This window comes from Streptomyces sp. NPDC017225, assembly GCF_044331465.1.
GTDB lineage: Bacteria > Actinomycetota > Actinomycetes > Streptomycetales > Streptomycetaceae > Streptomyces.
On record NZ_JBIRNE010000009.1, the window covers coordinates 221,510 to 238,254 of the forward strand.

Sequence of the window (16,745 nt, forward strand, 5' to 3'; positions counted from 1 at the left end):
GAGCTGTTTCGAGTAGCTCCTTCGCAACACCCAAGGGGAGCATTGCGTGCCTGAAGAACTCGATCCCACGGCCGCCCCGACCCCGCAGGCAATCCCGTACGACCCTGTGATCCCGATCTTTCGGGAATGGGCGGCTCTCAAAGCTCAGGTCACCGACGAGACGTCCCGGCTCAACAAACTCCGCGACAAGGTAGCCGCCGCCGTCGAGAAACGCGGCTACACCGACCACAAGGGCTCCCAGTTCCTGGACCTCCCGTTTCCCATCGCTGCCGGGGAAAGCGAATACGTACGCATCAAGCGGGAGCGCCGCGTATCCGTCGTGGCCGACACGGATGCCGCCGAACGCATCACAAAGTCCAAGGGCGAAAACATCTACCGGCGCGCGTTCCCGCCCGTGCCGACCCTGGACGCCGACGAACTCTACGTTCTGCTCCAGGAAGGCCACCTCACGGAAGACGAAATGGACGAAATCCTGGTCCAGAAGGAGACGTTCGCATTCCGGGGGCTGTCGGCATGAGGAACTACAGCCGCACCGTCCGCCTCAAGGACGGCGAACGCTACCGCTGGGAGTGGGGAAAGGTACTGAAGCGGTCCTGCTTCGGCACCGGCCCGCGCGGCTGGGCGGCCATGGCCCTGGCCACAGGCATCGACCGCGAGCGGCTGCGCCGCATCCACCGCCACCACGGCGACGCCGGCGAAGGCGGCACACGCGGCAACGCCACGGCAGAGGAGGCCACCGCCATCTGCCGCGCGCTGGACGTGCCGGCGTACTGCCTGAAAACCCGCGACGCCGAACCGCCGGTGCTGCCCTCGGGACTCTTCTACGTCCTGGCCCGCCGCGTCATGGCCAACGAGGAGGAAGGCGAGGAGCTGCTGGAGGCGCTCGCCGAGTCCTACCCCGGCCTGCTGCGCAAGTACCTGCCGGAATTCGTCGTCCCCGAGGACACCGACACGGGGCTGACAGCATGATCCACCCTCCGCGCAAGCCTCTCGACGTTTACCCGGGCACCGCCCGCCCCATCGGGGTACCGCACCCCTCCCAGGCCCCGGTCGTGGGAGAGACAGCCCGCTGGGACGAAGATCCGGTCTACAAGAAGATCAGCGGTTTCCACCGCGAATTCTTCGCGATCAGCCACCTGGCAAACGCACTCGGCCGGTCCACCAAGACGATCTACAAGTGGGAAACGACCGGGCTCTTCCCCGGCGCCACCTGGATCTACAACGGCGAGTCCCGCAACGGCCGGCGCCGCCTCTACACGCGCCGGCAGATCGAGGGCGTCATCGCCATCGCCTACGAAGAGGGCGTACTGGCCGGCACCCAGCGTTTCATCAGCCAGACGCAGTTCCCCGACCGGTGCGCCGAACTCTTCCGCCAGACACGCGCCGTCATGCCCGAACCCATTCACGACTGGAGCTGACTCACTCATGCCCGAAACCCGCACCTACGGCCGCCGTCGCACCCTGCCGGCCCGCACCGAGCAGCCCGCCCAGACCCCGGCCCCGGAGTCCACGACGGCGGCACGGCGCGAACCGATCGCCGGCCGCGTCATGCCCTCCGGCACGGCGCCCTCCCACGGCGCCGGCTGGGACGACGTCGAGAAGATCGCCTCGGCCGCCGGCGGGGACCAGTACCTGAAGGTGACCGAGAACCGGATGGTCATCAAAATCTTGGGGGATGGCCCGTTCGACGTTTTCGCCAGCCACTGGATCGACGAGATCGAGGACGGCTCCAAGTCGATCCGCTGCTGGGGCAATCCGGAGTGCCCGCTGTGCCAGATCGGGGACAAGGCGAAGCGTTTCAGCGCGTGCTTCGACGTCGTCTCGCTGGAGGACTCCGACTACCCGGTCCTGAAGACATGGGACGTCGGGATCAAGCTCGCCCGGCAGCTCAAGGAGATCGCCACCGACGCCAAGCGCGGGCCTCTGAATCGCGGTGACCTGTACTTCACCATCCGCAAGGAGCAGAAGAAGAAGGCGGTCGAGTACACCCTGGAGCGGGTCAAGGAACGGGACCTGGAGGAGGAGTACGGCGTGGCGCCCCTCGATGAGGGTGCCCTGGAGCAGTTCGCCGCCAAGTGCCACGAGTACGGCGACCAGGTCAAGGAACCGCTCGACCAGGAGGCCATGGAGGAAATCGTCCAGCTCCTGATGGAAGACGCCTGACGTCTGCCCCACATGCCGCCCGCGCCGGTGTCTCCGCTCACTCCGCCGGCGCGGGCTTTCCCTTTCCCGAAACCGCCTGTGGGGTCCTCGTGCAGCTCATCACTGACACCCGCCAACTGGAAGACGCCGTCGCCGCGTTCCGCGCTCACGACAGCTTCGCCTTCGACGTCGAGACCACGGGTCAGTACCGGGGTGTGCCGGCCGTCAACGAAGTCTCCTGGATCTCGCTGGCAACCCAGGGCGAATGCGTCGTCATCCCGATGGGGCACCCCAACGGGTACAACCTGCTGCGGAAAGCCACTCGCCGGAAGAACAAACGCAGCGGCGAATGGGAGCACATCCCCGCCCAGTGGGACCCGCCTCCCGCCCAGCTCCGCCCCTCCGTCGTGTTCGACGCCCTGGAAGAGCTGCTGTACTCCGACCGCACCAAGATCGCCCACAACGCCCCGTTCGACCTCTTGTCGGTGGCGAAGTACTACAAGGGGAAATACCCGCCGCCGCCGTACGGAGACACCATCGTCGGCGCCTGGATGCTGGACGAGAACCGCCCGATCGGCCTGAAGCCCCTCGACAAAGAGCGCTGGGGCCTGGTGTACGACACCGAAGAGGTCGGCAAATGCATCGAGAAACACCCCTTCGGATCGGTCGCCGACTACTCCTACATGGACGCCAAAACCACCTGGCTCCAGTGGCGGCACATCCGGCCGGGCATCACCGCCGAGGGCCTGGACGACATGTGGGCCCTGGAGATGGACGTCCTGCACTGCCTGCTGCACATGGGCGCCGGCGTCCCCGTCGACATCGCCGCCCTCCAGCAGCTCCGCACCCGGCTGCGCGGGCGCCTGACCGACTGCGAGGCCGGCGTCTACCGCGCGGCCGGCAAGGTCTTCAACATCGGCTCCACCCCGCAGAAGCAGAAGATCCTCTACGAGGAGCAGGGCCTGCGCCCGCGCAAGCTCACCAAGAAGGGCGCCCCTTCCACGGACGCGGAGGCCCTCGCGCCCTACGCCGGCCGCAACAAGGTCGTGGACGCGATCCTCTCCTACCAGGAAGTCTCGAAGATCCTCTCCACCTATGTGGAGGGCTACCTGGGAAACCCCGAAGAGGACAAGCCCACCCAGATTTTCGACGGCCGTATCCACCCGATGCTCAAGCAATACGGCACGGTCACGGGACGGTTCAGTTGCTCTGCCCCCAACGTGCAGAACTGGCCGAGGGCGGAAACCGAGTGGGGGAAGGCGATCCGTGATCTGGTCGATCCTCTTCCCGGTTTCGTCCTGCTCGTCGCGGACTACGCACAGATCGAACAGCGCATCCTCGCGCACTTCGCCGGCAAGGGCGCCCTGTGGCAGGGCTTCTGGGACGGTGTGGACGCCCACACCGCCACGGCCGCCGCTGTCTTCGGTGTCGCCCCCGAGGACGTCACCAAGCAGATGAGGCAAGTGGCAAAGGCAATCGCGTTCGCCATCAATTACGGGGCCGGCGCCCAGAAGGTCGCCGACATGTCCCACACCACGCTGCGCCGCGCGAAGCAGATCCTGGCCGAGCACGAGCGGAAGTTCCCCGAGGTCTACGCCTACAAGGCCAAGCTGCTGCGCACCGTGCGCTCGCGCCGGCCGGTGCCGTACCTGCGTACCCTGCTGGGCCGCAAGCGGCGCCTGGCGGACCTGCTGTCCTACGACCACGGTCGCCGCGCGAAGGCGGAGCGCCAGGTCGTCAACAGCCACATTCAGGGGAGCAACGCGGACATGACCAAGCTCGCCCTGGTCCGCTTGCACAAGAACCTGTTGCCCCGCATGCAGATCCTGCTGACCGTGCACGACGAAATCGCCGCGATGTGCCCTGTCGACCTGGCCGACGAAGGCGCGAAGGTCTTGCAAGACGCGATGGCCGGCCCGGAAATGCAGCTCCTCTCCGTACCGGTCACCACGGACGTGAAAATCTGCAAGAGGTGGAGTGAGGCGAAATAAATAGTCCGCTTTACGCTTACTGCATGGCCCCCATTGAAACCGCAGAGGCACCGGCACTCTTCCGTGGAATGCTCCGCGACATTGTCGCGTGCGACGACTACGCCGAAGTGTGCCGACTGCTCGACCTGGTACCGGCCGGGCCTGACGTGGATGAAATCGAGCACCGGCAGTCGCACTACCGCCTCGAAGAGTTCCACCAGGTCTCGGACGAGGCTCTCTCGCACGCAGACGTCGCGGCGGAAGTCCTCTACCGGCTCACCCACATCAATCAATGCGCCCCGTCCTGCGAAGACGACCAACAGCGCCAGATGTTTCATCTGGTCTCCCGCACAGCGGTCACCACGGTCGTGGCGCACCTACTCGAAAAGGGACACCTGGGAGTGGCGTGATGTCTTCCGACTTCTGGCTCAACAAGATGCGCGGCACCGGTGCCGCGCCGGCCCCCGCCTCGCCGCAGGCCGGTCTCACCCCGTCCGGCACCCCGTGGTGGGCGCACCCGACCTATACCCGGCCCGAGCAGCCTGCGCAGGAACCCCAGCAGCCGCCGGAGGTCCTCCAGCGGTCCTACCAGACCGGCCGGGCCCAGTCGGCGCAGCAGACCGAGCGCTGCCCGTCCTGCGGCAGCGACCAGTACTGGCGGGCCACCCCCAACACGCAGGCGATGTGCAACGAGTGCCACTGGCCGGTGCAGAACTCCACGCAGGGCGTGGCCATCTCCAATCGGGACTCTCCGTCGAAGGCGAGCCTGCATCAGGCCAAGGGTGCCGGCTACCGGCCCGACCTGATCGTGGGGCGGATGTGAGACAGCAGATCCTGCTCTTCTGCGCCGTGCTGTTCATCGTGGCCGGCGCCGCGTTGATGATGACGGCCGCGATGGAGGTGCCGGCGAGGGCCCCCGAGCCGCAGCCGGCACCGCAGACCGCTCCCGGGGCGCCGGCCTGGGCGCACCGGTGCCTGGGCACGGACGACGAGCCTGCGCACTGCCCGTAAAAAATCCAAAAAATAGGCCACCCGTTTGGCGCTGTGCGGTAATTTTTCACTTTCATACGGTCGCCTGTATGCCGCTCAGCGATGAGGCCCGTGCCGTCATGGCGCGGATCAATAAGGAACACGGCCCCGGGGCGGTCATTGTCGCGTCGACAATGCCTGCTGTCCCCCGCTTCACCACCGGCTCCCTCTCCCTCGATGCAATGCTGGGAGGGGGATGGCCCGGGAATCAGTGGAATGAAATCCTCGGCGCCGAATCGTCCGGGAAGTCGACCATCGTCCACAAGACGATCGCCGCGAATCAGGCCCACGATCCTGACTTCCAGACGTTCTGGCTCGCGGCCGAGCACTACGACCTCGAATGGGCGCAGACCCTCGGCGTGGACGTGGACCGTGTGGCCGTCTACTCCACCAATGCGATGGAAGACGCCTACACGGCGATGTTGCGGGCCGCAGAGTCCCGAGCTTTCGACGCCGTGGTCCTGGACTCCTACCCCGCCCTGGTGGCGGACGACGAGGCCGAGAAAGACATGGACCAGGCCACCATCAGCGCCGGCGCCCGGGTGACCGGCCGGTTCTTCCGCAAGGCCGGCTCCGCCACCCGCCGCTCCCTGATCGAGACGGAACGGCCGCTGCTGGCCCTGGTCATCAACCAGTGGCGCGACCAGATCGGCGGCTGGTCACCGGCCGGCATGACGCCGAAGACCTCGCCGGGCGGAAAGGCCAAAAACTACGCCTATTACACGCGTCTGGAAGCCTCCCGCACCGAATGGATCGACGAGAAGCGTCCGGGCGGCGGAAGCGTACGCGTGGGCCAGGTCATCAAGGCGAAGACCATCAAGTCGAAGTCCGCCGCCCCGCAGCAGGTGGCGTCCATCCGCTTTTTCTTCGCCGACTCCGCCACCGGTATCCGGAAAGGCGATTACGACTTCGCCTCCGAGATGATCACCATGGGCGTGTACTGGGGTCTGATCAAGCTGGAAGGCGCCTGGTACAAGTACCGGGACCAGAAGTGGCAGGGCGAAAAGCGAATGCGGGCCTCGTTCCTGGAGGACGTCGAACTTCAGGATCAGCTCAGCGAGGACGTCATGGCGTGCATTCAGCCCGGCGCCGCCTGATGGACCGCCGCATCAAAGCGTCCCGGCTCCAGGAGAAGCGCCTGGCGGCGAAGATCGGCGGTGTCACCACGGCCGGTTCCGGAAACGGCTGGGCCGTCAAGAACGACGTGCGCAACGACAAGTGGTCCATCGAATGCAAGACCACTGCCAGCAACCGGTTCACCATCACGCATTCGGTACTGGTCAATGCGGAGAAGAATGCCATCCTCGATATGCGGGAGATGGCCCTTGCGGTCGAAATGTGTGGCCGCACTTGGGTCGTCCTTGCGGAGGGAACTTTCCTCCGGCTCATTGCGCACGAGGAGGACACTTGATGGGAATCCGCGCCGTCATCAACGCCCCCGACTGGTCCCCCACACATTCGAGGGGGGAAGCGAAATGCCGTGACGGGCGGCTCACTCCCAGCCGCCAGGACGACGTTTTCTTCGGCGATGAGGAAAAGGCCCTGAACATATGCAACGGAGCCCTCGACGGCACCGTTTGCCCCCGCCGCTCCGAATGCCTCCACGTGGCCATGGTCAACCGCGAGAACTACGGCATCTGGGGCGGCATGAAGCCCCGCGACCGGCTGGCCCTGCGTCTGCGCTACCCCGCGATGCCCGAGCGCTGGACCTGGCATCCGCCCACCGAGGAAGACCCGCCCGACAACCAGGAGATGCCGTGGCAAGCCGCGTCGTGAAGGGCGGACCCCGCCTCACCGAGTACCTGAACGCGGCGAAGGCCGCCGAACCCCTGTGGGGGGACGTGCAGAAGCACGTCCTGGACAAGGCCCAGGGCCCCTCGGGACGCCGTCAGGACGTCATGCACCCCTCCGAGATGGTCAAGCCCGACTGGTGCCACCTGTCAGCCTTCCACCGGCTGCGGCTGGGAGCGGAGCACCCCGACCGGGGAAAGACCACCTTCACCCGCGAGAACATCTTCCAGGAGGGACACCAGACCCACTCCAAGTGGCAGACGTGGCTCACCGAGATGGGCCGCCTCGCCGGCGACTGGAAGTGCCACTTCTGCGGCGGCCTCTTCTGGGACGACACCACCCCCGAGGCATGCGAGTACTGCTCCGCACCGGCCTCCTGTCTGGAGTACGCGGAGGTGGCCCTGAACGCCGACCCGCTCAGGATCGGTGGCAAGGCCGACGGCTACACCCCGCAGGACGGCGCCCTCGTCGAAATCAAAACCCTCGGGCTCGGCAGCCTGCGCTACGAGCGTCCCGAATTCCTCGCCCGCTACGAGGTCGAAACCGAGCACGGCAAGGTCCACCACGTGAACCGGCTGTGGCGTGATTTCCGCCGGCCGCTTCCGAGCGCGGTCCGCCAGACCCAGCTCTACATGTACCTGGCGAATCACTTCGAGGATCTGCGGTGCGACCGCACCGTGTTCTTCTACGACTTCAAATCCACCCAGGAGACGAAGTCGTTCACCGTCACCTACGACGAGTCGTTCAGCGAACCGATCATCGAAGCTGCCACGGCCATCGTCGACTGCCTGGCCGCCGACACCCCGCCGTTCTGCAACATCAACGGCCGCGCCGGCTGCCCCGCCTGCCTGGAATTCAAGGAGGACGACAAGTGAGCGCCGCCGACGAACTGTGGGAAAAGCTGGAGAAGTTCGGGTTCGACCGCGAGGAAAAGCCCGACGGGTTCCTGCCGCAGCTCCCCGCCGACATCACCAGCCTCGACGACCGGCAGCTCATGGCCCTGTACGGCGAGTACGTCTCCTGGACCGCGTACGCCGCCATGCGCCTGGTCGAGGCCCGCGCCAACGTCCGCGCGGCCAAACAGAACCTGGACTACGCCACCGCCCGCGCGGCCCTGGCCGCCTCCACGGAGAAGACGGTCGCCGGCCGCAAGGCAGCCGCCGGCGCCGACCCCCAGGTCCAGGAGGACGAGAAACGCCACCTGGACGCCGTCGCCCTGGCCGAGGGCCTGGAGATGGTCCACAAGAACAGCGAGGCCCGCGCCAACTTCTGTAGCCGGGACCTGTCCCGCCGGCAGAACTCCGCCTCCGACTCCCGTTACCAGAAGTGGGGGGTCTGAATGCCGCGCATCGCCATCGGCATCGACCAGTCGTACTCCGGCTGCGCCGTCGTCACCTACAGCTCTCTCACCGGAGCCGACGTGGCGCGTTTCGACTTCTCCCCCAAGGCGGCCGGCACGGGCATCGACCGGCTGGTGCACGTCCACGACACCCTGAGCAACCACTTCCTTCAGATCACCGCCGGCGGGCAGGTCACGCACGTCTGCCACGAGGGCTACTCCTACGGCTCCAAGTTCCGGCGGGAGGAGCTGGGGGAGCTGGGCTGCGCGATGAAGCTCGCGCTCGCGCTGATCCTGCCCCATCACGTGGAGCGCCGTATCCACGCGGTCGCCCCGGCCACCGTCAAGAAGTTCGTCACCGGCTCCGGCCGCGCGGACAAGGACAAGATGATGATGGCCGTCTACAAACGGTGGGGGTTCGAGCCGGCCAACAACGACGTCGCCGACGCCTACGCCCTCGCCCGCATCGCCGGCGCCCTGGCCGACCCCGAGCCGCCGGAGCTGAAATTCCAGCAGGAAGCCCTCGACACCATCCGCCGGCCGCCGAAGACCAGGTCCAAGACGGCCGCATAACAGGCGGTAATTCCATCGGCCTACGCTCCCTGCATCAGCACTAAATGCAGGGAGCGTAATTGTCGTGCAGACTCAGCCCGCCAGCGCCGCGAAGGTGAAGGAGTTCCGCGTCAAGAGCACCACTCCTCCACCGGAACTGGGCTCGGCCATCGCCCACGCAATCAAGTCCGGACACGAGATCGTACTCAAGTCCGTCGGCGCCGGCGCAATCAACCAGGCAGTCAAGGCCATTCCCATCGCCCAGAGCTTCGTCTCCTCGTTCGGAACAGAACTCACCGAGAAGATCACGTTCTTCCGTTCCAAGACAGAGGAAGGCGAGATCCTCGGCATCGCCATCCACGTCTTCGGGACCGGGAATATGTCCTGAAAATTCGGAGACCTAAACTCCCTGTCGACAGGCCCCCACGTTTCTGACTCGCACACTGATCATGTTCTGACTCCCGAGGGCCACGCAACGCGCGCGGAGGAAGACATGACGCATTGGACTCCCCCCAACAAGGGCAAGACGAGCACCAGCAGCGCCCTGTCCACGGGCCAGTTCCCGACCATGGGTGACGAGCTGCACCGCGTCTCGTGGATTCGGCCCCAGGCCGGCCAGAGCGCATCCCGCCAGGGCCTGGCCAAGTCCGGCGGCAACACCTACGGCCAAAACACCCACCGCTCCCAGCGCCTCGCCTCCACCGGCGAGACCTACGGCCCCACCGGCGTCGTCCAGGTCAAGCGGTCCCTGCACGGTGCCGGCTGCCCCGACTGCGCCACCACCAGCCACTACCGCATGCCCAGCGCGTTCGGCAGCCAGGACAACTTCCGTGCCGGTGCGGACACCGGGAAGCGGGGCTGACCCATGCTCCCCCTGCTTGGCGGCCTCGCCGCACGGGCCGGCGCCAGCACCGCATCCAGCGCGGCCGTCACCTCCGCAGCCCAGTCCGGCGCCATCAGCGCCGGCACCACCTCCGGCACGCGCATGCTCTCGGCCGCGCAGTTCGCCAGCGCCGGCAGTCACCTGGCCGCCAACAAAGGCACCCACCAGACCGCCGCGCCCAACGAATCCGTCCCGGCGGCCGGCGACGGACTGGGGTGGCTGCGCGCATGAGCACCGACGTCACCTCACCCAGCCCGCCCGCGCCCAGCTCCCTGCGGCTGACCGGCAACGGCCAGGACGGCTCCCTCGCCCCGGCCCCGCCCGCCGACCAGACACCCGGCACCGCCGGCGTCGCCGACACCAGCAGCGCGATCGCAGCCGCCGCCGAATTCACCCACGGAATGACCACATCCATCGGGAGGTGAACCGCGTGGAATTCAACCCGGACCAGTTCCGCCAGTCCGCCTTCTACGGCTACGGCGACCAGGGCATGCGCCGCTACCGGGCCACGCCCTCTCCCCGAGACGACCAGGCCCCCCAGCCGGCCGCTCCGCCCTCTGGCTGGACCCAGCCCGAACTGCCCGATCCCCCCGCCGCACCCTCCCGGCCCGCCGGCCCCGCACGGCTGACCCCGGCCGCCCAGGCACGCGCGGACATCGCCGCCGCCCGCTCCCAGGCACGCGAGGCCCGCGTCGCCACCGCCCAGGCGAACGCTCAGGCAGCCACCCACCGCCAGGCCCTGTCCGAGGCCCGCGCCACCCAGGCCGCCCAGCGCGCCCAGTCAGCCCAGCGCACCACCCGGGCCGGCATCATCCACGGCCCCGTCCACGGCCCTCAGACCCGCACCGAGGCCCAGCGCTCCCAGCCCGCCTCGGCCGTCCCCGACAACACCCCGCCGACTCCGTCGGCCGCCCCGTCCGGGCCCGGCCGCCCGGTGCGCATCAACGACCTCTCGTACCGCAGCCACAGCATGCGCTTCGGCCCCGAACCGCCCCAGCCGGACCCCCCGGCCCAAAGCGGCCCCCGCCGTCCGGCCGCGCCCAACGTGCCGCCCGCACCGCCGGCCCCGCAGCCCTCCCGTGTCAGCCCCGGCATGGCCCGCGCCGGGCGCGCGGCCGGAGCCGGCGCGTTCGTCGCCGCCAAGGCCCTCCAGTCCATCAGCCGCCCAGCCACCGACCCCAAGCGGTCCGGCAACCCGCTCTACAAGACCAAGCAGGGGTGGATGAAGTCATGAGCTACCCGGGACGCGCAGGTGCCAACAGCAACCTGATGTACAACCCGCCCTACCAGGCACCGGTAGCCGGCGCGATGACCTATGCCGGCGGCTCCGGCGGCTACCTCATGTCCGGCGCCCGAGACATCCTCGACGCCCGCCGGATGATGGACACCGGCCACACCCCCTCCGCCGAGTACCCCGACGGCTACCTCGGCACGATCGGCGCCGGCACCCGCCGCCAGGACCGGCTCCTCAACAGCATCGGCAACCGCGCCACGCAGAAGTCCTACCAGCGCGGCGTACACAAAGGGGAACGGATTGATCCTCATGACTACTACTGGACCGAGGACGTCCACCCGGCCGCTGCCCTCCAGGCCCAGGCGCGCGGAGAACGCTGGACCCAGCGCGGCTCCATGATCGGCTCGCCGCTCGTCAACGACGGCAAGTCCGAAACCCTGGTGTCCACCCAGGCCCGCTTCGCCACCGCCCAGCGCGTCTACACCCAGGAAGTCACACCCAGCTTCAACGCCGTCGCCAACGAGCAGCGCCGCGCGCAGCTCATGCGCTTCAAGCCGGCCTGGAGGTGACCGATGCTGCCCCAGGACTCCGTCTACGCCCGCCGGCCCTGGTCGACGCTGCGCGAGCAGCAGGTCAGTGACTACCTCACCGAGTGGTGCGACATGCCGGCCGACGCCGCTCGCGCTCTCAAGCCGCCCGTCCCCAACATCGGCCGGACCCCGCCCAGGTTCGGCTACACCGCCCACGTGCCGTCGATCAACGACATCGCACGGCTCGACGACGTCTACCCCGGAAGCCGCACCGACTACAGCCAGCGTCAGTCCGGCTACTCCTCGACCTCCTATCCAGCACTGGGAGTGATGTGACATGCCGAAGGCCACCAGCCTTTCCGACCGGCGCCGGCACGGACGCGGAGACAACAGCGCCGGCGTCGTACGCCAGAAGGCCAACCTCCAGGACCAGCGCACCGTGTCCCGTTACGCGCCCAAGAGCCCCGGCGCCCGCTCCGAATTCGAAGCCGGAGTCACCGCCGGCCGCCCCATGGGCAGGGGCGTGAGCGCCGGCAGCGCCAAGAAGCGCGCGGCGCCGGCCGTCAAGAAGCTCGGGGAGAAGAAGTGAGCCTCAAGGCCCTCTCCTCCCACGCCACATCCGTCCTGAGCCGGCTGAAAGCGAAGTGGCTGGCAGCCAGGGAAAAGCGCCACATCGAGCGAATCAAGGGAAGGCCGCCGGTATGAGCTACGCCCCCTCCCGGTCCCTGACCGGTGAACTCAACCAGGGTCTGATCGACCAGACCTACAAGACGGTCAACCGCGACCGGGGCGGCGCCATCGACCCGGCCACTCAGCGGGCCCGCGCCGACCTGAACGACGTCTGGTTCGGCATCCACGAAACCCCCGTCAAGCAGCGCCCCGACGGATCGGCCGTGCGCACCCCCACCTACGTGCCCACTCCGCCGGCCCACCTGTTCCCCGGGATGTGACATGCGGTACCAGTACGACGCACTGATCTACCCGCCGGCCTTCACCAAGAAGGTGCTCGGCGTTGGGCTGAGCCTGTTCACCATCGGCGCCTCCCTGCAAAAGGCACTCGGCAGCACACCGTTTTCCGTCGTGGACGCCCCCACCCACAGTGCGTCGTACTACATCGCACTCATCTACACCACGCTCGGCATTCTTCTCGGATTCGTCTCGGCCCTGTACTCACTGGCCACCTCAAGCCTGCGCCTGACCGGCTACCTCGGCGCCTACCTGCTGGCCTTCGCCGTGGTGTCCATGATCAACACGCAGGCCACCGGGTGGATGACGCTCGCCAACGTCGTGTCCTTCGTCGGTATTTCTCTGGCCTCGTTCTCGGCCTGGCTGCGTTTTCGGCGGGAGGGCTCATGACCCTGAACGACGTGGCGGCGCAAGTCCTTTCGATCTTCGTCAGCGCCATCGGCCTCGTCATCTTCCGGCTGATCGCGAAGTACCTGCCCGAAGACCCCGACCCGGTCCCCCGCACCCGCAGGACACCGGCCGACCCCGCTGACCCCGAAGACGACGCCGGGCGCGCAGCCTCCTAACGCCGCGCCACGGCAGAAAGGCCACCTTGATGGCAGACGAGAAGTGGAACCTCAACACGACCCAGGATCTGACTGCCGAGCCCGGCAGCCCGGTCGGCCTGGTCAACGCCCCGCGCACGACCGGCCAGCGGCTCGCCGAGCGGCCGGCTGACTACGGCGAGCAGACCGTCCCGCCCAAGCCGCTCTGGTACCTCGACACCGCCGGCCAGCCGCACTCCCACGGCGTCACCGAGCCGCACAAGATTCTGCTGTTCTGGCGCTCCGACATCGGGCAGCGCGACGCGGACCTGGCCGGCAACTACTACACCGGCGTCACCGGCCTCCAGTCCATCGGCGTGGCCGGCCACCGCGTCACCGTCAACGGCACCGGCAGCTTCCACCACCGTGGCGGTGAGACCTCGGTGACCCTCACCGGCTACTGGGACAACACCGACCCCGACAACCCGGTGTGGACCGAGGTCGAGCCGGAGACCGCCTACACGATCACCGTCGCCGCCCACAACCAGGCCGGCGAGTACGGGCCGGCCTCCGATCCGCTGACCGTCACCACCCCGGCCGTCGGCTGGGACCGCCAGCACCTGGCGCTGCCGCCCAAGCCGCCCAACGACCTCGACTTCGCCGCCCCGCTGCCCACCCTCACCACCGCAGCCGGCGGCCCCATCACCCTGCGCTGGACCCGCATCCCCGACGTCACCCGCTACGAGGTGTTCGACAACACCAGCCAGGACACCACCGACGGCATGGACGCCGCCCGGATCGGCCTCAACGAGTCCGACGTCAAGCTCGGCGACGTCGCCCAGCCCGACCCGGGCACCCGCACGATCACCTTTACCACCCCGAACTACACCACCCCGCGCCGGCTGTTCGCCCTCAAGGTCCGCGCCGTACGTGTGACCGACGACGGCACCGCCGTCAGCGACTTCTCCCCGCTGCTGCGCGGACGCCTGCCCGCAGCCACCGACGCCCCCGCGACCCCGCCGGCCCCCACCCTGACCGGCCCCGTCGTGGGCGGAGTAGTCGGCCTGACCATCACCGCACCGACCGTCAACACCACCTACGGCGCACCGGAGTGGTACGCGATCTACGACGGCACCCGCAAGGCCGCCGTCGTCAACGCACCGCTGGGCACCGCCCCGCACGCCACCCTCCCCTACGCCGAGGGCCAGACGTACTCCTTCACCGTGGTCGCCGGCAACAGCATCGGCACCAGCGCCGCCTCCGGCGCGCTCACCGGAACCGTGCCCACCGAGGCCGAACCCGCCGCCCCCACCGGCGTCGCCGTCACCGACGTCACCACCACCGGCATGAGCGTCGACTGGACCGCCCCCGCCGGCGCCAACCCGCCCGTGACCTCCTACAAGGTCTACGACGGCGCCACGCTCAAGGCCACGATCACCGCCCCCACCACGACGGCCGCCCTCACCGGCTACACGGCCAGCCAGGCGTACTCCATCACCGTCACCGCCGTGAACACCGTCGGCGAGGGCCCCCAGTCCGCCCCCGCCGTCACCGGCACCACCCCCGCCGCCTAGGAGACAGCAGACAGTGCCCTCCACACCCACCGTCGGCCGCATCGTCCACTACCGACTCAGCGCGGCCGACGCCAACGACATCAACCGCCGCCGCAAGGACTTCAGCACCGCCGGCGCCGGCCTCTCCGACCGCAGCGGCTACATCGGCCACACCGGCAACGAGGCCATCGAGGGCCAGGTACTCCCCGCCCTCATCGTCCGCGTCTGGGACGAGCCGGACCTCACCGTCAACCTCCAGGTGCTCCTCGACGGCAACGACACCTACTGGGCCACCAGCCGCAAGGAAGGCACCGATCTCGCCCAGTGGACCTGGCCGGAGGTGAAGTAATGGCAAACCCCCTGTCCGCCAACGCGTTCCTCAACGCTCTGCGCGCCGAAGGATGCACCGTCGTCGAAGTCGGCGACTGGCGCGACCACAACCGCAACCACAAGGGCCCCTGGGGCTCGATGCACGGTGTCCTCATCCACCACACCGTCACCCGGGGCACCCAGAAGACCGTCGACATCTGCCGCCGGGGCTACAGCGGCCTCCCCGGGCCCCTGTGCCACGGCGTCATCGGCAAGAACGGCGTCGTCTACCTGGTCGGCTACGGCCGAGCCAACCACGCCGGCGGCGGCGACCCGAGAGTCCTCAACCAGGTCATCGCCGAGGACTACGGCACCAACCCCTCCCGCCCCACCAAGGGCAACGCCGACGGCACCGACGGCAACCGCCACTTCTACGGCTTCGAGTGCGAAAACATGGGGGACGGCCGTGACCCCTGGCCGGCCAAGCAGGTCGAGGCCATCGTCCGCGCCTCCGCCGCCGTCTGCCGCGCCCACCGCTGGGGCGCCAAGTCCGCCATCGGCCACCTGGAATGGTCCGACGACAAGTCCGACCCGCGTGGGTTCACGATGGCCTCCATCCGCTCCCGCGTCGCCGAGCGCCTCCAGCACACCAGCTCCTGGTCCCCGGGCGGCACCACCACCTACACCGTCGCCAAGGACGACACCCTGTGGTCGATCGCCGCCGACAAGCTCGGCAACGGCGCCCGATACAAGGAAATCGCCTCCCTGAACAACCTCAAGGACGCCGACAAGATCACCCCCGGGCAGATCCTCAAGCTGCCCCCGAAGTAGCCGGCGCCCCTTGCACCGCTGGAGAAGAAAAGAGCCCCGCCATGACCGTCTACGACGTGCTGGTCTCGCTGTGGCGCACCGCCGTCCCCGTCATCGTCGGCTGGGTCGCGGCGCTCCTCGCGCGCATCTACATCGACGTCGATGAACAGGCCCTCTCCCAGGCCCTGGTCGCCGGCTTCGCCGTCGTCTACTACGGCCTCTTCCGGCTCCTGGAGGCCAAGGTCAGTCCCGCCTTCGGCTGGTTCCTCGGCCTGGCCAGGCCGCCGGTCTACCCCGCCGCGCTCGACCCGGTCGTGCAGCGCTACCCCAAGCCGCCAACTACCTGATCCATTTTCGGGCCCTCTAGGGTGACCGACGCCGGAACGCCTGCGGGATGGCCGGGGTCCCATCCCCGTTGAAAGGACACACGGTGTCCCGCCCGAAGCTCCCCCACTACTCCTGGCGCCAGATGCGCATCGCCTCCGCCGCCGCCCTCACCGTCCTGCTGACAACCGCGTCCCTCGCCCAGCCTGCCGACGCGGAACCTCCCGAACCGGCCCCCGCCCACACCGCACTCCCCGCCCTGGACCAGGCCCTCACCGCCAGCCACCACACTGCCGGCCACACCCTCAAGGCCCAGTCCGCCGCCCAGAGCGCAGCCCACCGCGAGGCAGCCGCCAAGGCACGCAAAGCCCAGCAGGAACGCGAAGCCCGCCAGCGCGCAGCCCGCGCCGCCGCCCGCGCCAAGGCACAGGCGCGCGAGGCCGAACAGCAGCGCACCGACCGCTCCGCCTCCCGCCCCCAGGCCACCACCGCCACCGTCTCCGGCGCCCGCACCTACGCCCGCTCACGACTGAGCACCGCCCAGTACGAGTGCCTGAGCGCCGTCCTCACCCGGGAATCCGGCTGGAACCACCGGGCGGTCAACCCGAGTTCAGGCGCCTACGGACTCTTCCAGGCCCTGCCCCCCTCGAAGATGTCATCGGCCGGCAGCGACTGGCGCACCAATCCCCTCACCCAGATGCGGTGGGGGCTTTCCTATATGGAATCCCGCTACGGCAGCCCCTGCGGAGCCTGGAATTTCTGGCAGAAAAATCACTGGTATTAGCGTCA

At 68.4% G+C, this 16,745-nt stretch carries 30 protein-coding genes; all 30 read left to right on the forward strand.

Translation table 11 applies throughout. From position 1 onward, the window contains the following. Positions 1–46 precede the first annotated feature (46 nt). Entirely contained in the window at positions 47–517 is a 471-nt protein-coding gene (locus tag ACH4NX_RS21395; protein ID WP_398128265.1) for a hypothetical protein, read from the forward strand. Next, positions 514–969 carry a hypothetical protein gene (locus tag ACH4NX_RS21400; protein ID WP_398128266.1) on the forward strand — a complete coding sequence of 152 codons (456 nt, stop codon included), beginning with the start codon at positions 514–516 and terminating at the stop codon, positions 967–969. The genes ACH4NX_RS21395 and ACH4NX_RS21400 overlap by 4 nt, the downstream gene beginning before the upstream one ends. Positions 970–1,052: 83 nt before the next feature. Then, complete coding sequence (locus tag ACH4NX_RS21405) at positions 1,053–1,418, forward strand: hypothetical protein (protein ID WP_398128267.1); 366 nt, start codon at positions 1,053–1,055, stop codon at positions 1,416–1,418. Between the two features lie 7 nt (positions 1,419–1,425). Next, positions 1,426–2,163, forward strand: coding sequence for a hypothetical protein (locus ACH4NX_RS21410; RefSeq protein ID WP_398128268.1), 738 nt, complete (start codon positions 1,426–1,428; stop codon positions 2,161–2,163). A gap of 89 nt (positions 2,164–2,252) precedes the next feature. Beyond that, the gene (locus ACH4NX_RS21415) at positions 2,253–4,133 is read left to right on the forward strand and encodes a DNA polymerase (protein WP_398128269.1); all 1,881 of its coding nucleotides are present in this window, start codon (positions 2,253–2,255) and stop codon (positions 4,131–4,133) included. 23 nt (positions 4,134–4,156) lie between these two features. Continuing rightward, positions 4,157–4,522 (forward strand): hypothetical protein, encoded by a 366-nt coding sequence (locus ACH4NX_RS21420; RefSeq protein ID WP_398128270.1) that lies wholly within the window; start codon positions 4,157–4,159, stop codon positions 4,520–4,522. Continuing rightward, the gene (locus ACH4NX_RS21425) at positions 4,522–4,935 is read left to right on the forward strand and encodes a hypothetical protein (RefSeq protein WP_398128271.1); all 414 of its coding nucleotides are present in this window, start codon (positions 4,522–4,524) and stop codon (positions 4,933–4,935) included. Before ACH4NX_RS21420 ends, ACH4NX_RS21425 begins: the two co-directional genes overlap by 1 nt. Next, positions 4,932–5,123, forward strand: a complete 192-nt coding sequence (locus ACH4NX_RS21430; protein WP_398128272.1) for a hypothetical protein — start codon at positions 4,932–4,934, stop codon at positions 5,121–5,123. Before ACH4NX_RS21425 ends, ACH4NX_RS21430 begins: the two co-directional genes overlap by 4 nt. A 68-nt stretch (positions 5,124–5,191) precedes the next feature. Beyond that, positions 5,192–6,238 carry a hypothetical protein gene (locus ACH4NX_RS21435; protein ID WP_398128273.1) on the forward strand — a complete coding sequence of 349 codons (1,047 nt, stop codon included), beginning with the start codon at positions 5,192–5,194 and terminating at the stop codon, positions 6,236–6,238. Next, a complete protein-coding gene (locus ACH4NX_RS21440; RefSeq protein WP_398128274.1) occupies positions 6,214–6,552 on the forward strand; it encodes a hypothetical protein in 339 nt (112 codons plus the stop codon). Before ACH4NX_RS21435 ends, ACH4NX_RS21440 begins: the two co-directional genes overlap by 25 nt. Then, on the forward strand, positions 6,552–6,917 hold the full coding sequence (locus tag ACH4NX_RS21445; RefSeq protein ID WP_398128275.1) for a WhiB family transcriptional regulator: 366 nt from the start codon (positions 6,552–6,554) through the stop codon (positions 6,915–6,917). The genes ACH4NX_RS21440 and ACH4NX_RS21445 overlap by 1 nt, the downstream gene beginning before the upstream one ends. Further along, a complete protein-coding gene (locus tag ACH4NX_RS21450; protein WP_398128276.1) occupies positions 6,899–7,807 on the forward strand; it encodes a hypothetical protein in 909 nt (302 codons plus the stop codon). Before ACH4NX_RS21445 ends, ACH4NX_RS21450 begins: the two co-directional genes overlap by 19 nt. Continuing rightward, positions 7,804–8,271: a hypothetical protein gene (locus tag ACH4NX_RS21455; protein ID WP_398128277.1), complete on the forward strand. Its 468-nt coding sequence runs from the start codon at positions 7,804–7,806 to the stop codon at positions 8,269–8,271. The genes ACH4NX_RS21450 and ACH4NX_RS21455 overlap by 4 nt, the downstream gene beginning before the upstream one ends. Then, positions 8,272–8,844: a hypothetical protein gene (locus tag ACH4NX_RS21460; protein WP_398128278.1), complete on the forward strand. Its 573-nt coding sequence runs from the start codon at positions 8,272–8,274 to the stop codon at positions 8,842–8,844. 64 nt (positions 8,845–8,908) lie between these two features. Continuing rightward, a complete protein-coding gene (locus ACH4NX_RS21465; protein ID WP_398128279.1) occupies positions 8,909–9,211 on the forward strand; it encodes a stage V sporulation protein S in 303 nt (100 codons plus the stop codon). Positions 9,212–9,316: 105 nt separating this feature from the next. Continuing rightward, complete coding sequence (locus ACH4NX_RS21470) at positions 9,317–9,685, forward strand: hypothetical protein (protein WP_398128280.1); 369 nt, start codon at positions 9,317–9,319, stop codon at positions 9,683–9,685. 3 nt (positions 9,686–9,688) lie between these two features. Further along, positions 9,689–9,937 carry a hypothetical protein gene (locus tag ACH4NX_RS21475; protein ID WP_398128281.1) on the forward strand — a complete coding sequence of 83 codons (249 nt, stop codon included), beginning with the start codon at positions 9,689–9,691 and terminating at the stop codon, positions 9,935–9,937. Beyond that, positions 9,934–10,131: a hypothetical protein gene (locus ACH4NX_RS21480; RefSeq protein ID WP_398128282.1), complete on the forward strand. Its 198-nt coding sequence runs from the start codon at positions 9,934–9,936 to the stop codon at positions 10,129–10,131. The genes ACH4NX_RS21475 and ACH4NX_RS21480 overlap by 4 nt, the downstream gene beginning before the upstream one ends. A 5-nt stretch (positions 10,132–10,136) precedes the next feature. Next, complete coding sequence (locus tag ACH4NX_RS21485) at positions 10,137–10,940, forward strand: hypothetical protein (RefSeq protein WP_398128283.1); 804 nt, start codon at positions 10,137–10,139, stop codon at positions 10,938–10,940. Next, a complete protein-coding gene (locus tag ACH4NX_RS21490; RefSeq protein WP_398128284.1) occupies positions 10,937–11,509 on the forward strand; it encodes a hypothetical protein in 573 nt (190 codons plus the stop codon). The genes ACH4NX_RS21485 and ACH4NX_RS21490 overlap by 4 nt, the downstream gene beginning before the upstream one ends. Positions 11,510–11,512: 3 nt before the next feature. After that, positions 11,513–11,806: a hypothetical protein gene (locus ACH4NX_RS21495; RefSeq protein WP_398128285.1), complete on the forward strand. Its 294-nt coding sequence runs from the start codon at positions 11,513–11,515 to the stop codon at positions 11,804–11,806. 1 nt (position 11,807) lies between these two features. Further along, positions 11,808–12,059, forward strand: a complete 252-nt coding sequence (locus ACH4NX_RS21500; protein ID WP_398128286.1) for a hypothetical protein — start codon at positions 11,808–11,810, stop codon at positions 12,057–12,059. Between the two features lie 112 nt (positions 12,060–12,171). Beyond that, on the forward strand, positions 12,172–12,420 hold the full coding sequence (locus ACH4NX_RS21505) for a hypothetical protein (RefSeq protein WP_398128287.1): 249 nt from the start codon (positions 12,172–12,174) through the stop codon (positions 12,418–12,420). A gap of 1 nt (position 12,421) precedes the next feature. Further along, positions 12,422–12,826 carry a hypothetical protein gene (locus ACH4NX_RS21510; protein WP_398128288.1) on the forward strand — a complete coding sequence of 135 codons (405 nt, stop codon included), beginning with the start codon at positions 12,422–12,424 and terminating at the stop codon, positions 12,824–12,826. After that, positions 12,823–13,002 carry a hypothetical protein gene (locus ACH4NX_RS21515; RefSeq protein ID WP_398128289.1) on the forward strand — a complete coding sequence of 60 codons (180 nt, stop codon included), beginning with the start codon at positions 12,823–12,825 and terminating at the stop codon, positions 13,000–13,002. The genes ACH4NX_RS21510 and ACH4NX_RS21515 overlap by 4 nt, the downstream gene beginning before the upstream one ends. A gap of 29 nt (positions 13,003–13,031) precedes the next feature. Next, on the forward strand, positions 13,032–14,534 hold the full coding sequence (locus tag ACH4NX_RS21520) for a fibronectin type III domain-containing protein (protein ID WP_398128290.1): 1,503 nt from the start codon (positions 13,032–13,034) through the stop codon (positions 14,532–14,534). Positions 14,535–14,547: 13 nt separating this feature from the next. After that, positions 14,548–14,862 (forward strand): hypothetical protein, encoded by a 315-nt coding sequence (locus tag ACH4NX_RS21525; protein WP_398128291.1) that lies wholly within the window; start codon positions 14,548–14,550, stop codon positions 14,860–14,862. Continuing rightward, on the forward strand, positions 14,862–15,653 hold the full coding sequence (locus tag ACH4NX_RS21530) for an N-acetylmuramoyl-L-alanine amidase (protein WP_398128292.1): 792 nt from the start codon (positions 14,862–14,864) through the stop codon (positions 15,651–15,653). The genes ACH4NX_RS21525 and ACH4NX_RS21530 overlap by 1 nt, the downstream gene beginning before the upstream one ends. Before the next feature lie 41 nt (positions 15,654–15,694). Then, a complete protein-coding gene (locus tag ACH4NX_RS21535) occupies positions 15,695–15,979 on the forward strand; it encodes a hypothetical protein (RefSeq protein ID WP_398128293.1) in 285 nt (94 codons plus the stop codon). A gap of 83 nt (positions 15,980–16,062) precedes the next feature. Continuing rightward, complete coding sequence (locus tag ACH4NX_RS21540) at positions 16,063–16,740, forward strand: transglycosylase SLT domain-containing protein (protein WP_398128294.1); 678 nt, start codon at positions 16,063–16,065, stop codon at positions 16,738–16,740. The last annotated feature ends 5 nt before the right edge of the window (positions 16,741–16,745 follow it).